The organism is Providencia sp. PROV032, assembly GCF_028484875.1.
GTDB classification, from domain to species: Bacteria; Pseudomonadota; Gammaproteobacteria; order Enterobacterales; family Enterobacteriaceae; genus Providencia; species Providencia rettgeri_E.
Genome location: NZ_JAMPSX010000031.1, coordinates 21,462 through 37,626, shown reverse-complemented (window position 1 = coordinate 37,626; position 16,165 = coordinate 21,462). Strand labels below are relative to the sequence as shown.

At 41.7% G+C, this 16,165-nt stretch carries 13 protein-coding genes; 4 read left to right on the top strand and 9 right to left on the bottom strand.

Annotation, left to right across the window (positions count from 1 at the left end; genetic code table 11):
- Positions 1-221: 221 nt before the first annotated feature.
- Positions 222-875 (bottom strand): carbonate dehydratase, encoded by a 654-nt coding sequence (can, locus tag PSF42_RS17465; RefSeq protein ID WP_102139423.1) that lies wholly within the window; start codon positions 873-875, stop codon positions 222-224.
- Positions 876-1,131: 256 nt separating this feature from the next.
- Between can and PSF42_RS17460 the strand changes: the two genes are divergently transcribed.
- On the top strand, positions 1,132-2,073 hold the full coding sequence (locus PSF42_RS17460) for an ABC transporter ATP-binding protein (protein WP_004913716.1): 942 nt from the start codon (positions 1,132-1,134) through the stop codon (positions 2,071-2,073).
- Positions 2,070-2,840 carry an ABC transporter permease gene (locus PSF42_RS17455; protein ID WP_004913713.1) on the top strand — a complete coding sequence of 257 codons (771 nt, stop codon included), beginning with the start codon at positions 2,070-2,072 and terminating at the stop codon, positions 2,838-2,840. Before PSF42_RS17460 ends, PSF42_RS17455 begins: the two co-directional genes overlap by 4 nt.
- A gap of 126 nt (positions 2,841-2,966) precedes the next feature.
- Here PSF42_RS17455 and panD read toward each other — a convergent pair whose 3' ends face one another.
- The 7 genes from panD to sfsA form a co-directional block, all read right to left on the bottom strand.
- Positions 2,967-3,347: an aspartate 1-decarboxylase gene (gene panD, locus PSF42_RS17450; RefSeq protein ID WP_125891601.1), complete on the bottom strand. Its 381-nt coding sequence runs from the start codon at positions 3,345-3,347 to the stop codon at positions 2,967-2,969.
- 212 nt (positions 3,348-3,559) lie between these two features.
- The gene (gene panC / locus PSF42_RS17445; RefSeq protein ID WP_125891600.1) at positions 3,560-4,423 is read right to left on the bottom strand and encodes a pantoate--beta-alanine ligase; all 864 of its coding nucleotides are present in this window, start codon (positions 4,421-4,423) and stop codon (positions 3,560-3,562) included.
- 30 nt (positions 4,424-4,453) lie between these two features.
- Positions 4,454-5,245, bottom strand: coding sequence for a 3-methyl-2-oxobutanoate hydroxymethyltransferase (gene panB, locus PSF42_RS17440; protein WP_272680434.1), 792 nt, complete (start codon positions 5,243-5,245; stop codon positions 4,454-4,456).
- A gap of 58 nt (positions 5,246-5,303) precedes the next feature.
- A complete protein-coding gene (gene folK, locus PSF42_RS17435) occupies positions 5,304-5,795 on the bottom strand; it encodes a 2-amino-4-hydroxy-6-hydroxymethyldihydropteridine diphosphokinase (protein WP_272680433.1) in 492 nt (163 codons plus the stop codon).
- Between the two features lie 17 nt (positions 5,796-5,812).
- On the bottom strand, positions 5,813-7,159 hold the full coding sequence (gene pcnB, locus PSF42_RS17430) for a polynucleotide adenylyltransferase PcnB (RefSeq protein WP_217748480.1): 1,347 nt from the start codon (positions 7,157-7,159) through the stop codon (positions 5,813-5,815).
- 728 nt (positions 7,160-7,887) lie between these two features.
- The gene (gene dksA, locus PSF42_RS17425; RefSeq protein WP_004260494.1) at positions 7,888-8,343 is read right to left on the bottom strand and encodes an RNA polymerase-binding protein DksA; all 456 of its coding nucleotides are present in this window, start codon (positions 8,341-8,343) and stop codon (positions 7,888-7,890) included.
- Positions 8,344-8,538: 195 nt separating this feature from the next.
- Positions 8,539-9,249, bottom strand: a complete 711-nt coding sequence (gene sfsA / locus PSF42_RS17420; RefSeq protein ID WP_125891597.1) for a DNA/RNA nuclease SfsA — start codon at positions 9,247-9,249, stop codon at positions 8,539-8,541.
- 99 nt (positions 9,250-9,348) lie between these two features.
- Here sfsA and hrpB point away from each other — a divergent pair, with 99 nt between their 5' ends.
- Together hrpB and mrcB are read left to right on the top strand one after the other, a co-directional pair.
- Positions 9,349-11,808, top strand: coding sequence for an ATP-dependent helicase HrpB (hrpB, locus tag PSF42_RS17415; RefSeq protein ID WP_272680432.1), 2,460 nt, complete (start codon positions 9,349-9,351; stop codon positions 11,806-11,808).
- Positions 11,809-11,990: 182 nt separating this feature from the next.
- Positions 11,991-14,513: a bifunctional glycosyl transferase/transpeptidase gene (mrcB, locus tag PSF42_RS17410; protein WP_272680431.1), complete on the top strand. Its 2,523-nt coding sequence runs from the start codon at positions 11,991-11,993 to the stop codon at positions 14,511-14,513.
- A 177-nt stretch (positions 14,514-14,690) separates the two neighbouring features.
- Here mrcB and hemL read toward each other — a convergent pair whose 3' ends face one another.
- Positions 14,691-15,980: a glutamate-1-semialdehyde 2,1-aminomutase gene (gene hemL, locus PSF42_RS17405; RefSeq protein ID WP_272680445.1), complete on the bottom strand. Its 1,290-nt coding sequence runs from the start codon at positions 15,978-15,980 to the stop codon at positions 14,691-14,693.
- Between the last annotated feature and the right edge of the window lie 185 nt (positions 15,981-16,165).

The window sequence follows — 16,165 nt, the reverse complement described above, 5'->3', positions numbered from 1 at the left end:
AAATAAGCTTTACTCTGCTTCAGAATAAATATGTATCAATACTTAAATTAATATGCGTATAAATATAATTACAACAATTGTTAATCATAAGTTTTTTTGGATTAATATTTTCATTTTAATTTAAAAGAAATGAAAATATATTTTATAATTTAATTACGCTATTTTTGGATTTAATTGGTAAAAAGCTCTTAAATGTAAGAGCTTTTTATTTTTAGTTTAATTTATTTTTTTTGAGTTAATGTTGAAATAGCCTCACGGTAACATAACTCAAGTTTTTCTCGGCTGTCTGCAGTAATATGTAAGTCGTGTAACCGGCCATTATTAATCCCATATACCCAACCGTGGATCATCACTTTCTGGCCTCGTTTCCATGCAGATTGCATGATGGTTGAATGCCCTAAATTATAAACTTGCTCAACGACATTTAATTCACATAAACGGTTAAGGCGCTCGCAAGGTTTTAGCTCACCTAACATAGAGCTATGTCTGTACCAAATATCTCTTATGTGTAATAGCCAGTTATTAATTAAGCCAAGTTCGGTGTTATCAACCGCTGCTTCAATACCACCACAACCGTAGTGGCCACAAATAATGATGTGCTCAACTTGTAAGACATCAACGGCATATTGAATGACAGATAAACAGTTTAGGTCAGTGTGAATAACTAAGTTGGCAACATTACGGTGCACAAAAAGGTCGCCAGGTGCGGCGTTAATTAATTTTTCTGCAGGTACTCGGCTGTCAGAGCAGCCTATCCATAAGAATCTCGGCTTTTGCGCTTTTGATAATTCTTTGAAGAATTCGGGATCTTGTTCATTGACTGATGCTGACCATGCTTCATTGTTAGCAAACAGCTCTTCGATTTTTCTCATCATGACTTATAGCCTAGTTGTGTTACTTTGCGATAAAATCTTATACAACATTTATTGATTAATTAATAATTAGTTATACTAATTTCAACATCCTTATGATGAACCTGTCTTTTATTCAAGGCAACCCTAAATTCATAACATATTGAATTATATCGTATAAACTAATTATCTCTTTTCTGCATAACATAGTGCAGAAAAAAGTGGCATCATGGTGATATATTGCCTTCAAATCGTCCTAAGAATAAAGGTTTTTTTACATATGACATATGCACTTGAGTTATCGCAATTAACCAAAACCTACCCAGGTGGTGTAAAAGCCCTGAAAGGGATTGACCTGAGCGTTGAAGACGGTGACTTTTACGCATTGTTGGGGCCAAATGGCGCGGGTAAATCAACCACGATCGGGATCATTAGCTCACTGGTGAATAAAACGAGCGGTTCTGTAAAAGTATTTGGTTATGATTTAGAAAAGCAAGTTGTGCAAGCAAAGCAGCAACTTGGATTAGTGCCTCAAGAGTTTAATTTCAACCCATTTGAAACGGTATTACAAATTGTTCTTAACCAAGCCGGTTATTATGGGGTCACGCGCTCTGTTGCTGTACAACGTGCAGAGCAGTACCTGACCCAACTTGATTTATGGGAAAAACGTGATGAGCGGGCGCGTAATTTGTCCGGTGGTATGAAACGGCGCTTAATGATAGCCCGTGCGTTGATGCACCAACCAAAGCTATTAATTTTGGATGAACCCACCGCGGGTGTTGATATTGAACTTCGTCGTTCAATGTGGACATTCTTAAAGAACCTTAACGCTCAGGGAACGACAATCATTTTAACCACTCACTATTTGGAAGAAGCTGAAATGTTATGCCGTAATATTGGTATTATTCAACACGGTGAATTAGTTGAAAATACAAGTATGAAGCAATTGCTGAGTCAATTAGAATCAGAAACCTTTATTTTTGATTTAATGCCAAAAAGTCCGATCCCTCAATTATTAGGGTATGAATCACGTTTGATAGACACCTCAACACTTGAGGTAGATGTCAAAAGAGAGCAAGGTCTAAATAGTGTTTTTAGCCAATTCAGTGAGCAAGGTGTTCAGATTTTAAGTATGCGAAATAAAGCAAACCGGTTAGAAGAGTTATTTGTTAACTTAGTCAAAAGAGAAAGTAATGCAACCGAGAAGGAGATTGCAAGATGATCTCATTATATTGGGTCGCATTAAAAACTATTTGGATAAAAGAAGTCACGCGGTTTGGCCGTATTTGGATACAAACATTGTTACCACCAGTGATCACAATGTCGCTGTATTTTGTGATTTTTGGTAATTTAATTGGTTCAAGAATTGGTGATATGGGCGGTGTGGATTATATGCAGTTTATCGTCCCCGGGCTGATCATGATGGCGGTGATCACTAATTCATATTCAAATGTTTGTTCTTCTTTCTTTGGTTCTAAATTTCAGAAAAATATTGAAGAATTACTCGTTGCCCCTGTTCCGACGCATATTATTATCGCAGGTTTTGTTGGTGGTGGTGTTGCTAGAGGGATTTTAGTCGGCTTTCTCGTTACATTGGTATCGTTATTTTTTATTCCCTTGCAAGTGCATTCATGGGCAATGGTGGTAATAACTTTATTGCTAACCGCAATTGTGTTTTCCCTTGCCGGTTTATTAAATGCCATCTTCGCTAAGACATTTGATGATATTAGTATTGTTCCTACCTTTGTATTAACACCATTAACGTATTTAGGTGGTGTGTTTTATTCGTTGTCATTGCTACCACCGTTTTGGCAAGCCGTCTCTAAACTGAACCCAATTGTGTATATGATCAGCGGCTTTCGTTATGGCTTTCTGGGAATAGCTGATGTTTCTATCGCGATTACATTAGGTGTCTTAATGATTTTTTTAGTCGTTTTTTATGCATTAACATGGTTCCTAATTGAGCAGGGTCGAGGCCTCAGAAGCTAAATTTTAGGGATGAAATTGTGATAAAAAAAACGGCTTTTGATACTGAATGTAATCAAAAGCCGTTTTTTATTGAAATGTGTATAAATGGTGTTATTAATCAATCCATTGGGTAAGTAAAACCCCAAATTAAGCCACTTGGACAGGAACCGCTTTTGCTAGGCGACTCATTTTATTATTTTCATCAAAGTAAGCCACTTTTGGCTTATGTAACCGAGCGTCTTCATCTTCTATTTGCACATAAGAGCAAATAATCAATTTATCACCAACTGCAGCTCGGCGTGCAGCAGCACCATTAACCGAAATAATTTTTGAGCCACGTTCGCCTGAAATAGCATAAGTTGAAAAGCGTTCGCCATTATCAACGTTGTAAATATCAATGGCTTCGTATTCAAGGATCCCAGCTGCATCCATGAAGTCCTGATCTATCGCACATGAGCCTTCATAGTGTAGGTCTGCTTGTGTAACCGTGACGCGATGGAGTTTACCTTGTAACATTCTTCTTAACATTTTTTTCTTCCTCATTTGGCTCACAGCGTTGTTGGTGGCGCTCACTCGCCCTAGTCACATACTTATGTGCTCCTAAGGACTCGCTTACTTACCGCCTAGCTGTGAACCAAATGAGTTTGAAAAATAAAAGCCATTCGGAACACAGACATTGAATTAACGCTATAAACACTGTAATTGCAGTGTGTTATTTCATTTTTATAATTGATTTATTTTTATGCAATATCGCGTTGCAGGTCAACTTGTAAATTATCAATAAGACGCGTTTGACCTAACCATGCAGCCATTAAAATAACCGCACGTTTACTGGACTCACCAAGTGGTAATAATGTATCTGCATCGCGAATAAATAGCTCATCAGGGGTAAAACCGGCCTCACGTAAGCTATTATTCATCTCTTCGATAATAACTTCAGATGCGTTAGGCTCAGCGACTAATTTTTCACCCGCTTGTTGCATAATTTGAAACAGTTTAGGCGCTGTTTTTAGCTCTTCCGCTGATAAATTATTGTTGCGTGAACTCAGTGCTAGACCATTTTTGGCTCTAACCGTTGGGACACTAACAATTTGAGTATCAAATGATAAGTCAGAAACTAATTTGCGGATTAATTGCAATTGTTGGTAATCTTTTTCACCAAACAAGGCAATATCTGGCTGAACTAAGTTGAACAGCTTAGTGATAACCGTTGCGACACCTCTGAAATGACCAGGGCGGCTTGCGCCTTCTAACATGGTCGATAATTCAGGAACGTCAACAAAAGTCTGCTTTTCCATCCCTTCAGGGTAAAACTCTTGTGGGGAAGGGGCAAAAATTAAGTTGATGTCACGGCGCTTTAATTTTTCGCAATCCTGTTGCAACGTCCGAGGGTAATTGGCTAAATCAGATTGCCTATCAAATTGCATCGGGTTGACGAAAATACTGGCAATGACAATATCAGCCTGTTTTTTTGCTTGGTCAATGAGCGTTAAGTGACCATCGTGTAAATTACCCATTGTTGGGACAAGTGCAATACGTTTGCCTTCTTGTTTCCAGCGACGGATTTCACGGCGTAAAATAAGTGCCGTTTCAACGATAAGCATACGTGTGTTCCTTATAATTTCTGATATCAATTAAGAAAAAGAGTGGGCTTCACTTGGGTAAATGCCATCTTCCACTTCTTGGATATACATACGAATAGCATCATGAAGGTTGCCTGCCTGAGCTAAAAAGTTTTTAGCGAATTTAGGCGCTCGAGCTGTAATACCCAGTGCATCATGCATAACAAGGATTTGTCCATCAGTTCCATTTCCTGCACCAATACCAATTACCGGTAGAAGTAACTCTTCCGAAACATGACTTGCTAAGGCAGTTGGAACACATTCGAGAACCAACAATTGGATACCTGCATTTTCTAGTGCAATCGCATCTTTGAGTAATTGATTGGCGGTGACTTCATCACGTCCTTGGACTTTATAACCGCCAAGGACATTGACGGCTTGTGGTGTTAAACCGAGATGACCACACACAGGAACAGAGCGTTCTCCTAATATTCTTACAGTATCGCATAGCCAGCTGCCACCCTCAATTTTCACCATGTTTGCACCTGCTTGCATTAAGATTGCTGCATTAGCACAAGCTTGTTCTGGGGTGGCGTAACTCATAAATGGCATATCTGCGATAATGAAGGCATTGGGGGCGCCTTTGCGAACGCATCGGGTGTGGTAGGCAATTTGCTCGACAGTAACTGGTAAAGTCGATGATTCACCTTGGATCGTCATTCCCAGTGAGTCGCCAACGAGCATCACTTGGATACCTTGCTCATAAAATAATTGAGCAAAGCTTGCGTCATAGGCAGTCATAGTAGCAAATTTGTGTTTGTCTTTTTTAAACTGACATAAATCAGCCAGAGAAATTGGTTTCATTATAATAACCTCCGGAAATGATCTCCCTGCGACCATACCTCATAAGAGGTTGAACATTTTAGGCTGGAATATCCCAAAATGTTAGGCCATTTCGAGGGACTTGTTTGAGTCTTTCTGAAAGCTTTTCGCCATCAGGAAAAACAAGAGAAGGAGCGATTTCATTAAGCGGATACAACATAAACTCGCGCTCTTTTAGCCCATAATGTGGAACGGTTAACCGTTCAGTATTGATAATACGGTTACCAAAAAGCATGATATCAAGGTCAAGCGTTCGTGGGCCCCAACGTTCTTCTTTACGTACACGACCAAGCTCAAGTTCTATTTTTTGAGTGTGGTTGAGAAGTACTTCGGGCTCAAGACTCGTTTCGAGTAGTACAGCCAGATTCAGAAAATCTGGCTGATTTTGCGGGCCTAGTGGCTTGGTTCGATAAACAGAAGAGGTAGAAACAACACGGCTATTGGGAACAGCATCTAATGCTGCAATAGCTTGCTGTGCCTGTAGTAGCGGCTCACCAAGGTTACTTCCTACTGCAATATAGACGTGTTCCATTGTATTCTCTCTATCTATTATGACTTATTTGACCGACGCGCACCTGTTCCACCTTGTGATGAACGTGGGCGGTGGCGACGGCGAGTGGGTGCATTGCCTAATTCCGAAATCATTTCACGCTGTTTAGTATTATTTGCCTGTTGAAAATCAGCCCACCATAAGGCTAACTCTTGTAGTTCGTTTCGGTGCTCAACATTGGCCCTTAATTCTAATAAATCAAACGCGGCACGGAATTTCGGGTGCTCCATTAATTTATTGGCACGACGACCTTGGCGACGAGGTAAACGTAACTGCAGCAACCAAATATCACGCATCGTGGTTGTAATGCGTTTGGGGATCGCAATCGAACGGCACTGTTCGTCTAAAATATCATTCATCGCAAGGGCAAAGGCATCATAATAGGCTAGCCCGCCTTCTTGAGAGAGCTTTTCAGCATGCTCTGTCACTGGGTACCATAACATAGCCGCAAATAAAAAAGCAGGGTTAACACGCTTATCATTTTTTAATCGGAAATCAGTATTTTTAAGGACTTGCTCAATGATTTTTTCCATTGGTGAATCACTGTTATCCGTAAAGCGGCTTGCGACAACAGGGAAAAGCTGCTCAAACAAACCATATTTTTTGAGCATTTTATAGGTATCGTAACCTTGGCCTGCTTGTAGTAATTTGAGTGACTCTTCAAATAACCGAGCAGATGGAATTTCTCTCAATAAATGAGCAAGTTGGTAAATTGGCTCTGCAGTTTTTGGTTCGATGCTCATATTTAATTTGCAGGCGAAACGTACCGCTCGTAGCATTCTGACTGGGTCTTCACGATAGCGTGTTTCTGGGTCACCAATTAGACGAATAACGCCAGCTTTGAGGTCATTTAAACCATTAACGTAATCACGTAATGTGAAGTCTTCGATATTGTAATAGAGGCTGTTAACGGTGAAGTCCCGGCGGATCGCATCTTCCTCAATGGAACCAAAGATGTTATCACGTAACAACATGCCGTTTTGTGCTTGTGCAGATAAATTTTTGTCATCTGAGGCATTTTGGTCATGGTGGCCACGGAAAGTTGCAACTTCAATAATTTCGGGGCCAAACATAATATGTGCTAGACGAAAACGACGACCAACGAGTCGGCAATTGCGAAATAATTTGCGGATCTGCTCAGGGGTGGCGTTCGTCGTAATATCGAAGTCTTTAGGTTTTTGGCCTAAAAGCAAATCACGCACACCTCCACCCACTAAATAGGCTTCAAAGCCACTCTTGTTTAAGCGGTACAGCACTTTTAACGCATTGTCACTAATATCACTGCGCGAAATAGGGTGTTCGGAACGCGGGATAACAGTAATGTTTTCTTCGTTTACGGTTGTCATTGTAGGGCGCTTCTCAGGTGTTGAATCGGCACGTTGAGATTGACGAACCGTTTTTCTAATAGGGGTTGTTTTATGGGGCTGAGCTGTGTTCCGCTCTTTAGGTGCGGTTTGCGCATGAGCAGAATGAGTGACTGGCCTTTTACCGGCTGCCTGACTATCTCGCGAAGGATCACGATGTTCTACTACATCTTCAGGGGATGCGGCTGTATTGCGAGATAAAATGTTACGGCAGAAATTTGCTACTCGGTTAAAAATAGTACACCTCGATGTCATTACCAATATTCATTAAACAAAATAAGCGGCTAATCATAGCTCACAGAAGTTTCTTTGAGAATGGTTAAACGAATAAAAGTCGTCTCTAATTATAAACGTTACCAATAAAATTTACGCAAAATAATAGCGTAAAAAGCTTTCTTGCTATAGGGGTATAAGGTTAGAAGCCTTATTTTAAGCGCTTTTTTGTTGTTAGAGGATTATTCAACTTCAAACTATGGGGTTAAAAAATAACCTAATCTATTTCCGTAAAAAATTACCTGAAAGTAAATGTTTATCTTATTTAAAAGAGCACGATAGGACGTTATCGCCAATTAATGAGTAGAAAGGTGCGGGGGAGGATGGAGTGACGTGATAGCTAACGCAAGGAATAAACTTTGAGCTGAACACAACAAAATGTAGAGTTCCCTTGTAACGGCGCAGTAATATGCGCCGTTCAGGACTCCATATAGACACTAGCCAGCCATTTGCTTTTCGCGAATTTCAGCTAATGTTTTACAGTCGATACATAAATCAGCGGTAGGACGGGCTTCCAAACGACGGATACCAATTTCTACACCACATGATTCACAATAGCCAAAGTCGTCATCTTCAACTTTTTTCAGCGTTTTTTCGATTTTCTTAATCAGTTTACGTTCACGGTCCCGGTTACGTAATTCAAGGCTGAATTCTTCTTCCTGAGCGGCTCTATCAACGGGGTCTGGAAAGTTAGCTGCCTCATCTTGCATATGAGTAACAGTCCGGTCCACTTCATCTCTGAGTTGATTGCGCCATGCTTCGAGAATGAGCTTAAAATGCGCCAACTGGGCCTCGTTCATGTACTCTTCGCCAGCTTTTTCATGATAGGGTTCAACCCCAGCAATGGCGAGAATGCTTAAGGACGATGTCTTACGTTTTTGCCCTTCTTGCATAATGCTTCTCCTACACACGCAAATTTTACAAAAACCCCAAGGGGGAAAAATTAAGGTCGCTATAAATAGCAGAAGACTGCTCTCTTGGCAATCGTTCCTGCAATGAGTTTTGTAATGCTGTGAGGGCGAGCGTGTTTATTCCCTTTTTAGCGCCCAGAACTCTGCGGCCTCGTATAAAAATCGGTTAAAAAAACTTTATTTAATAGAGTTAAAGTGAATCTGCTTACTTAACACCATTTGTTGAACAGTTATATCAGCTTGATAACAAAGCACTTCAACACCACTTTGTCTCGCTTCCTCCAATAATAGCGCATATTGTTTATCAATATGTGCCGCAGCAGATGCTACGTGAATACCTGTGTGTAAAGCAACAAACAATAGTATGGCTCTTTTTCCTTCTTTCGCAATATACATTAGTTCTCTTAAATGTTTTTGGCCCCTAAGTGTCACTGCGTCAGGAAAAAAACCTTGATTATTTTCGAGTAAAGTTACTGATTTTACTTCGATAAAGCAATCGGGTAATCCATTTTGCGTGAGATAGAAATCGATTCGGCTATTTTCTGTGCCATATTTGACTTCAGGTTTTATTACGCTGTATTCGGATAATTCTGGAATGTGTTTTTCGGTTAAGGCTTGCGCAACTAATTGGTTCGCACGAAGGGTATTAATGCAAATAAAATGACCGTTTGCTGTTTGGGTTAACTCCCAGCTATACGGGTATTTGCGTTTTTTATTATCAGACGTTGAATACCAGATGGTATCACCCGGGGTTGCACAACCTGTCATAGCGCCTGTGTTTGCACAGTGAATTGTCATTTCTTCACCATTCGGTAAAGTGACATCAGCCAAAAAGCGCTTGTAACGCTTAATTAAAGTGGCTGGTTGTAAGGCAGGTTTAAATTCCATGAGCTCTCCGCTAGGGTATCGGTAATATGCTTACTGGCAAAAGAGGCTAATGCTACAATGTCTGACAGTAAAAGTTAAATAGATGGAGTGATAACCCCAGTGTTACCGATATTCGAAGTTTGTGAGGACATACTTACCGCCTTGATGGCTTCACCTCAAGTATTGCTTCATGCACCTACAGGTGCGGGTAAATCAACTGTTTTGCCGCTAGAAATATTAAAGAGTGGGGTTATTAATGGTCGGGTTATCATGTTGGAGCCTCGTCGCCTAGCGGCACGTTCAGTGGCGGCTCGTCTTGCACAACAACTGGGTGAAGAAGTCGGTCATACCATCGGTTTACGCATGCGCTCTGAAACTAAAGTTAGTCGTCACACGCGTCTTGAAGTGGTGACAGAAGGCGTACTGACTCGTTTATTGCAAAATGACCCAATGCTTGAAGGGGTTGGTTTAGTTATTTTAGATGAGTTTCATGAACGAAATTTACAGGCAGATTTAGGTCTCGCTTTGTTAATTGATTCACAACAAGCTTTACGCGAAGATTTGCGTATTCTATTGATGTCAGCGACATTGGATAATCAAGGGCTGTCTCAGCTGTTTCCTGATGCGCCGGTTATTACTTCACAAGGGCGTACATTTCCCGTCATACGTGAGTATCATCCAATAAACCCAAATAAACTCTTTCATAAAGAAGTGGCATTGGCAGCTTGGCAATTATTGCAGCAAGCGCATGGGTCTTTATTATTATTTCTTCCAGGTGTGGGGGAAATCGAGAAAGTAAGAGTAGAACTCGCTTTGATGGTCAGTGAGGACATACTTTTATGTCCTTTATACGGAGCACTATCTCTACAGGCTCAGCAACAAGCGATACAAGTGGCACCTGAAGGTATGCGTAAGGTGGTATTAGCCACCAATATTGCGGAAACCAGCTTGACGATTGAAGGGATCCGCCTTGTGATGGACAGTGGTTTTGAACGTGTGGGGCAGTTCAATCCACGAACAGGGTTAACCAAATTAGTGAAACAGCGAATTAGCCAAGCGTCGATGGCGCAGAGAGCAGGGCGAGCAGGCCGTTTGGAAGCAGGAGTTTGTTGGCACTTGTTTAGTGAAGAGCAAGCTGAGCGGGCAGCACAATTTAGTGAAGCCGAAATTGCGCAAAGTGACCTGAGTAGCTTATGGCTGTCTTTATTACAGTGGGGGTGCCACGATGCGGCACAGCTTAGCTGGCTCACTTTACCGCCAAAACCTGCGATATCAGCGGCAAAAGATTTACTGGGTAAATTAGGTGCTATTGATGCAGCAGGTAAGTTAACGCCTTTTGGGCAGCAGATGGCGGAGTTAGGTAGTTCAGTACGAACAGCAGCAATGTTATGTAGAGCACAGCAAAGCCAAAATCAGCATGTTATTCAATTAGCTGCATTATTGGTAGCGATTATCGAGGAGCCACCGCGCCATCATGATTGTGACCTTCGCTATTATATAGAAAAACCAACGGATAACTGGTGTAAGCGCGCATCTGTACTTTGTCATCAAAAAGTAACAAACACGATAGGGAAACAATCAGAGCTGATTAGTGAGTGGTTACCAACGTTAATCGCTACAGGTTTTCCTGACCAAATAGCAAAATTGCGAGATAACCAACAACGTTACCAATTAGCGAGTGGCTTAGGGGCAACATTGGGTGAGTCAGATAGACTATTGGGGACACCGTGGTTAATGGTGGTATCCTTATGGCAACCCGAAAATATGGCGGATGCGCGTATTTCCTTGGCTTACCCTGTCGAGATTGACAGACTACAAGCCGATTGCCCATCACTGTTTAACATCCAAGAAACGGTCGAATGGGATGAACAAAAAGGGACATTGTTAGCTTGGAAGCGTTTGCAATGTAGTCAATTGGTGGTGAAATCAGAACGTTTAAGCAACCCAGATAAGACTGAACTTCGCCAAGCGTTGGTGTATTGGCTGAAACAAAATGGCTTACAGCAGTTAAATTGGCAGGAAGATGCACGGCAATTTTGTGTCCGTTGTACGTTAGCTAAGCAGTATTTCCCCGATGTTGATTTCCCAGATTTTGATGATATAGCACTATTGGATTCGCTGGGTGAATGGCTAGAACCTTATCTTGATGGCGTAACGAATAAACAAAAATTACAGCAGATTGACTTAGCCTCTTTATTAATCAATCGATTAGATTGGCAGCAGCAACAATGGTTAGAAAATATGTTCCCAAGACGCTATCAGGCGCCATCTTTACATGATGTAAGTATTCACTATTCGTTAGATAAGCCTCCTGTAATCGCAATTCGAATGCAAGAGATGTATGGAGAAAAAACAAATCCGACAATAGCACAAGGGAAGATAGCGGTAACGGTATCTCTACTGTCCCCTGCCATGCGGCCGTTGCAGATCACGCAAGACCTTGGCGCGTTTTGGCAAGGCAGCTATAAAGAGATACAAAAAGAGATGAAAGGGCGTTATCCAAAACATTTATGGCCGGATGACCCTGCAAATACTGCACCAACAAGACAAACAAAAAAAGCGATGATGGGTGCGAAATAACCTATTTTTATGCTCTAATAGCGGGTTTCCTTATTTAGCCAATTGATAGTCTAAACTGAGTAAGGAAATGTAATTAAGAGCTTTCTTTGGTGAAATCTCTGAGGTTATGGGCCAAAATTAACCACTAAACTGGCATAAATAGTGAGTGACTCAGATATTTTGTAAGGTGATATGGAGCGACCATGTCAGGTAAAGATTTTGAACCAATCGGCAGGCGTAACAAAAAAACTGCTGGGAAAAAACAGTCTTCATCCCGCCGTCGTAGAGACCGCGATGACTATGACGATGAAGATTTATTCGAACATGATGATATTGATGAACAATATCTCGATGATGAAGATGAAGAAGAGCAAATGGCTAAAAAAGGCTCAAGAAATAACAAGCCTCGAAAGGTAAAAAGTAAATGGCGTTGGTTTTGGCTGCTCGTCAAACTGATGATCGTGTTTGCGGTTTTACTCGCGGCATATGGTTTTTATTTAAATCAACAAATTAAAGAACGTCTCGATGGTAAGGTGTGGGATTTACCCGCCGCCGTATACGGCCGAATGGTTAACCTTGAGCCCGGTATGGATTACAGCCAGGCAGAAATGGTTCGCCTACTTGAAGGCATGCAATACCGTAAGGTGAGTAAAATAACAACATCGGGCGAATTTGTGGTGCGTGGTAATAGCATCGAAATCTTACGTCGACCGTTCAATTTCCCTGATCAAAAAGAAGGGCAAATACTTGCTCGAATGGTGTTTGAAAATAATGCCTTGAGTAAGATCGAAAACATGGAGAACGGTCGCTCATTTGGTTTTTTCCGTTTAGACCCGAAACTGATCACAATGATGCAGTCGGCAAATAATGAGCAACGGTTAGTTTTGCCGATATCTGACTTTCCCGAATCTCTAGTTAAAATCTTACTAGAAACCGAAGATCGCAACTTTTATGAGCATGATGGCGTCAGTTTGTACTCTATTGGCCGTGCTGTTGTTGCTAACTTAAGTGCAGGGCGCTCCGTTCAAGGGGGAAGTACGTTAACCCAACAGTTAGTCAAAAACTTGTTTTTAACTAATGAGCGCACATTAAAGCGTAAAGCGAATGAAGCGTATATGGCGGTTTTACTGGACTACAACTACAGTAAAGAACGTATTTTAGAGCTGTATTTAAACGAAGTCTTTTTAGGTCAAAATGGAAATGACGAAATTCGTGGCTTCCCATTAGCGAGCCTGTATTATTTTGGCCGACCAATCAATGAGTTAAGCTTTGACCAACAGGCTTTATTAGTGGGGATGGTGCAGGGGGCGTCAACATATAACCCTTGGACTAAACCACAAAATGCGATTAAACGCCGTAATATCGTGCTGAAAATCTTGGAAACACGTGGCGTGATTGACCAAGAAATGTATCAGGTACTTAGCGCAAGGCCTCTTGGGGTGAAAAATAAAGAAGGGCTGGTGGCTTCTCAACCTGCCTTTATGCAAATGGTTCGTTTAGAACTCAATGAAAAATTGGGTGATAAAGTTAAAGAACTCTCCGGTGCGAAAATTTTTACCACCCTAGACCCAGTTGCTCAAACTGCGGCTGAAAATGCAGTTGAGAATGGTGTCGCTGATTTACGTAAATCTCGTAAATTAGATGACATAGAAGGAGCCATGGTAGTAGTTGACCGCATTAATGGCGAAGTACGTGCGATGGTTGGTGGTTCTCAACCCCAATATTCAGGGTTTAATCGTGCGTTAAATGCACGGCGTAGCATTGGTTCTCTGGCAAAACCTCCAGTATACCTCGCTGCACTAAGTGAACCGGACCGTTTTCGTTTAAATACATGGTTAAAAGATGAGCCACTAACAGTTAAAGTTGGGAATCAAAACTGGAGCCCGAGAAACTACAGCCGCAATTTCAATGGCCGGATGATGTTAGTTGACGCCTTGGCTAAATCACAGAACATCCCAACCGTAAACTTAGGCTTAGAGGTCGGTTTAGACCAAGTGTTTAACACCTTTATACGCTTAGGGGCACCTGCGGCGGCTATGGAAAAAGTTCCCGCGATGCTCTTAGGGGCGGTTAACTTAACACCTGCTGAAGTTGCTCAAGTATTCCAAACTATTGGTGGTAATGGTAATCGTGCGAAATTGTCGGCACTACGTTCTGTTATTGATGGCGATGGCAACGAGATTTACCAAAGCTACCCATCTGCTGAGCGAGCAGTACCTTCACAAGCGGCATACCTCACATTGTATGGTATGCAACAAGTGGTTAAACAAGGTACGGGCCGAGTCTTATTGTCTAAATACGCAAAGTATAATTTAGCTGGTAAAACAGGGACAACTAACGATCTACGTGATAGCTGGTATGCAGGGATTGATGGCAAAGAGGTCGCAATTGTGTGGGTTGGCCGTGACAATAACGGCCCAACACAATTAACTGGGGCGACAGGCGCACTGAAGGTGTACCAACGCTACTTAGATAACCAAGCGCCATTGGCACTCATTAACCGTGCACCAGAGGGCATTGTTGATATGCAAGTCACTGCTGATGGTCAATTAAGTTGCTCAAACTTCGGCGGCGGTAGAATGTTGCCGATTTGGACAGATAACCCAGAAGGGTTATGCCAAGCGTCAGAAGAGCAAGCTCCGGTCTGGGACTTAAATGGTAATAATGGCGAGCAACAAGATGATGCACCGGATTGGGTTAAGGATATGTTTGGCAATAGCCCCTAAATTCTCGTCATATTTCAAGTTGTGACTGTGTTGGCTTCATAGAAAATTAGCTGGTGAATTAATTATTTTAAAGGCTAGTTAGAGCGTTGTGGTGTCAAATCGAGCGTTATCTATTCTTAACTATAAAAAAATAGAGGTGAAATTGGATAAATTTCACCTCTATAACATCAATGTGAATTAATTCTTTTTAATTTTCATCAATGCAGTTTCTGCCGCTTTAACCGTTTTCTCAATATCTTCATCGCTGTGTGCGATAGACATAAAACCTGCTTCAAATGCAGAAGGTGCGAGGTAAATACCTTGTTCTAACATGTAATGGAAGAACTTTTTAAAGCGTTCAACGTCACATTTCATCACGTCTTGGTAGCAAGTTACGGTTGGGGCGTCGGTGAAGAAAATACCAAACATACCGCCAACGTGGTTGATCACCATTGGAATACCTTGCTCTTCGGAAACACGTTTTAAACCACGAGCTAACTTTTCTGTTAATTCATTTAAACGAGAATGGACTCCTGGTTGAGAGACCTCTTTTAAGCAAGCAAGACCAGCGGCCATCGCGACAGGGTTACCCGATAATGTTCCTGCTTGGTAAACAGGCCCAATTGGTGCGAGTTTTTCCATAATTTCAAGGCGGCCACCGAAGGCACCAACAGGCATACCACCACCGATGATTTTACCTAAACAGGTTAAATCAGGCTGAACGTCATAGTAATCTTGTGCTCCACCTAATGCGACACGAAAACCTGTCATAACTTCATCAATGATGAGTACGGCATTGAATTCATCACATAGTGCACGTAAACCGGGGAGAAATTCAGCTGTTGGTGGTACGCAATTCATATTTCCAGCAACAGGTTCAACAATCACGCACGCAATATCTTCTGGGTAGTTTTCAAATGCTTGGCGAACTGAAGCTAGGTCATTATAGGTACAAGTTAATGTGTGTTTTACAAAATCTTCAGGTACACCCGGGGAGTTTGGTTCGCCCATAGTAAGCGCACCAGAACCCGCTTTGACTAATAAGCAATCCGCATGGCCATGATAGCAGCCTTCAAATTTGATGATTTTGTCACGGCCTGTGTAACCGCGCGCCAGACGAATTGCGCTCATGGTCGCCTCAGTGCCTGAATTCACCATGCGTACCATATCCATAGAGGGGACTAACTCACAAACTAATTCAGCCATTTCAACTTCGGCGGCAGTTGGTGCACCAAAACTTAACCCTTTATGAACAGCTTTGATCACGGCATCGCGGATCTCAGGATGGTTATGGCCTAATACCATCGGTCCCCATGAGCCAACGTAATCCACATAGGCTTTACCATCAACGTCATAAATATAAGCGCCATCCGCTTTTTCAATAAATAATGGGGTTCCACCAACACCATTAAAAGCACGAACAGGGGAGTTTACACCACCAGGAATTTGTTCTTTTGCTTGTGCGTAAAGTTTTTCAGATTGTGACATCGCAGGGCTCCAGAAAGAGGCTAAGAAAAAAATTGCTCTCATTCTAAAGCACCACACCAATTAAACCAAATGTTGATACGAAGATATGCACAATGTGTCTAATTGCGTAACAACACTTGAACCATTTAGTCAAGTGGCGGATAATTAGGTTAATTGATCTGAGTAGGTTTTAGCCTACACATGAA

Coding starts and splice junctions, on each gene's coding strand:
- hemL (WP_272680445.1), bottom strand. CDS start 15,980: ATGTCACAATCTGAAAAACTTTACGCACAAGCAAAAGAACAAATTCCT.
- sfsA (WP_125891597.1), bottom strand. CDS start 9,249: ATGGAATTTAAACCTGCCTTACAACCAGCCACTTTAATTAAGCGTTAC.
- panC (WP_125891600.1), bottom strand. CDS start 4,423: ATGCTTATCGTTGAAACGGCACTTATTTTACGCCGTGAAATCCGTCGC.
- pcnB (WP_217748480.1), bottom strand. CDS start 7,159: ATGACAACCGTAAACGAAGAAAACATTACTGTTATCCCGCGTTCCGAA.
- panB (WP_272680434.1), bottom strand. CDS start 5,245: ATGAAACCAATTTCTCTGGCTGATTTATGTCAGTTTAAAAAAGACAAA.
- mrcB (WP_272680431.1), top strand. CDS start 11,991: ATGTCAGGTAAAGATTTTGAACCAATCGGCAGGCGTAACAAAAAAACT.
- PSF42_RS17460 (WP_004913716.1), top strand. CDS start 1,132: ATGACATATGCACTTGAGTTATCGCAATTAACCAAAACCTACCCAGGT.
- panD (WP_125891601.1), bottom strand. CDS start 3,347: ATGTTAAGAAGAATGTTACAAGGTAAACTCCATCGCGTCACGGTTACA.
- can (WP_102139423.1), bottom strand. CDS start 875: ATGATGAGAAAAATCGAAGAGCTGTTTGCTAACAATGAAGCATGGTCA.
- folK (WP_272680433.1), bottom strand. CDS start 5,795: ATGGAACACGTCTATATTGCAGTAGGAAGTAACCTTGGTGAGCCGCTA.
- dksA (WP_004260494.1), bottom strand. CDS start 8,343: ATGCAAGAAGGGCAAAAACGTAAGACATCGTCCTTAAGCATTCTCGCC.
- PSF42_RS17455 (WP_004913713.1), top strand. CDS start 2,070: ATGATCTCATTATATTGGGTCGCATTAAAAACTATTTGGATAAAAGAA.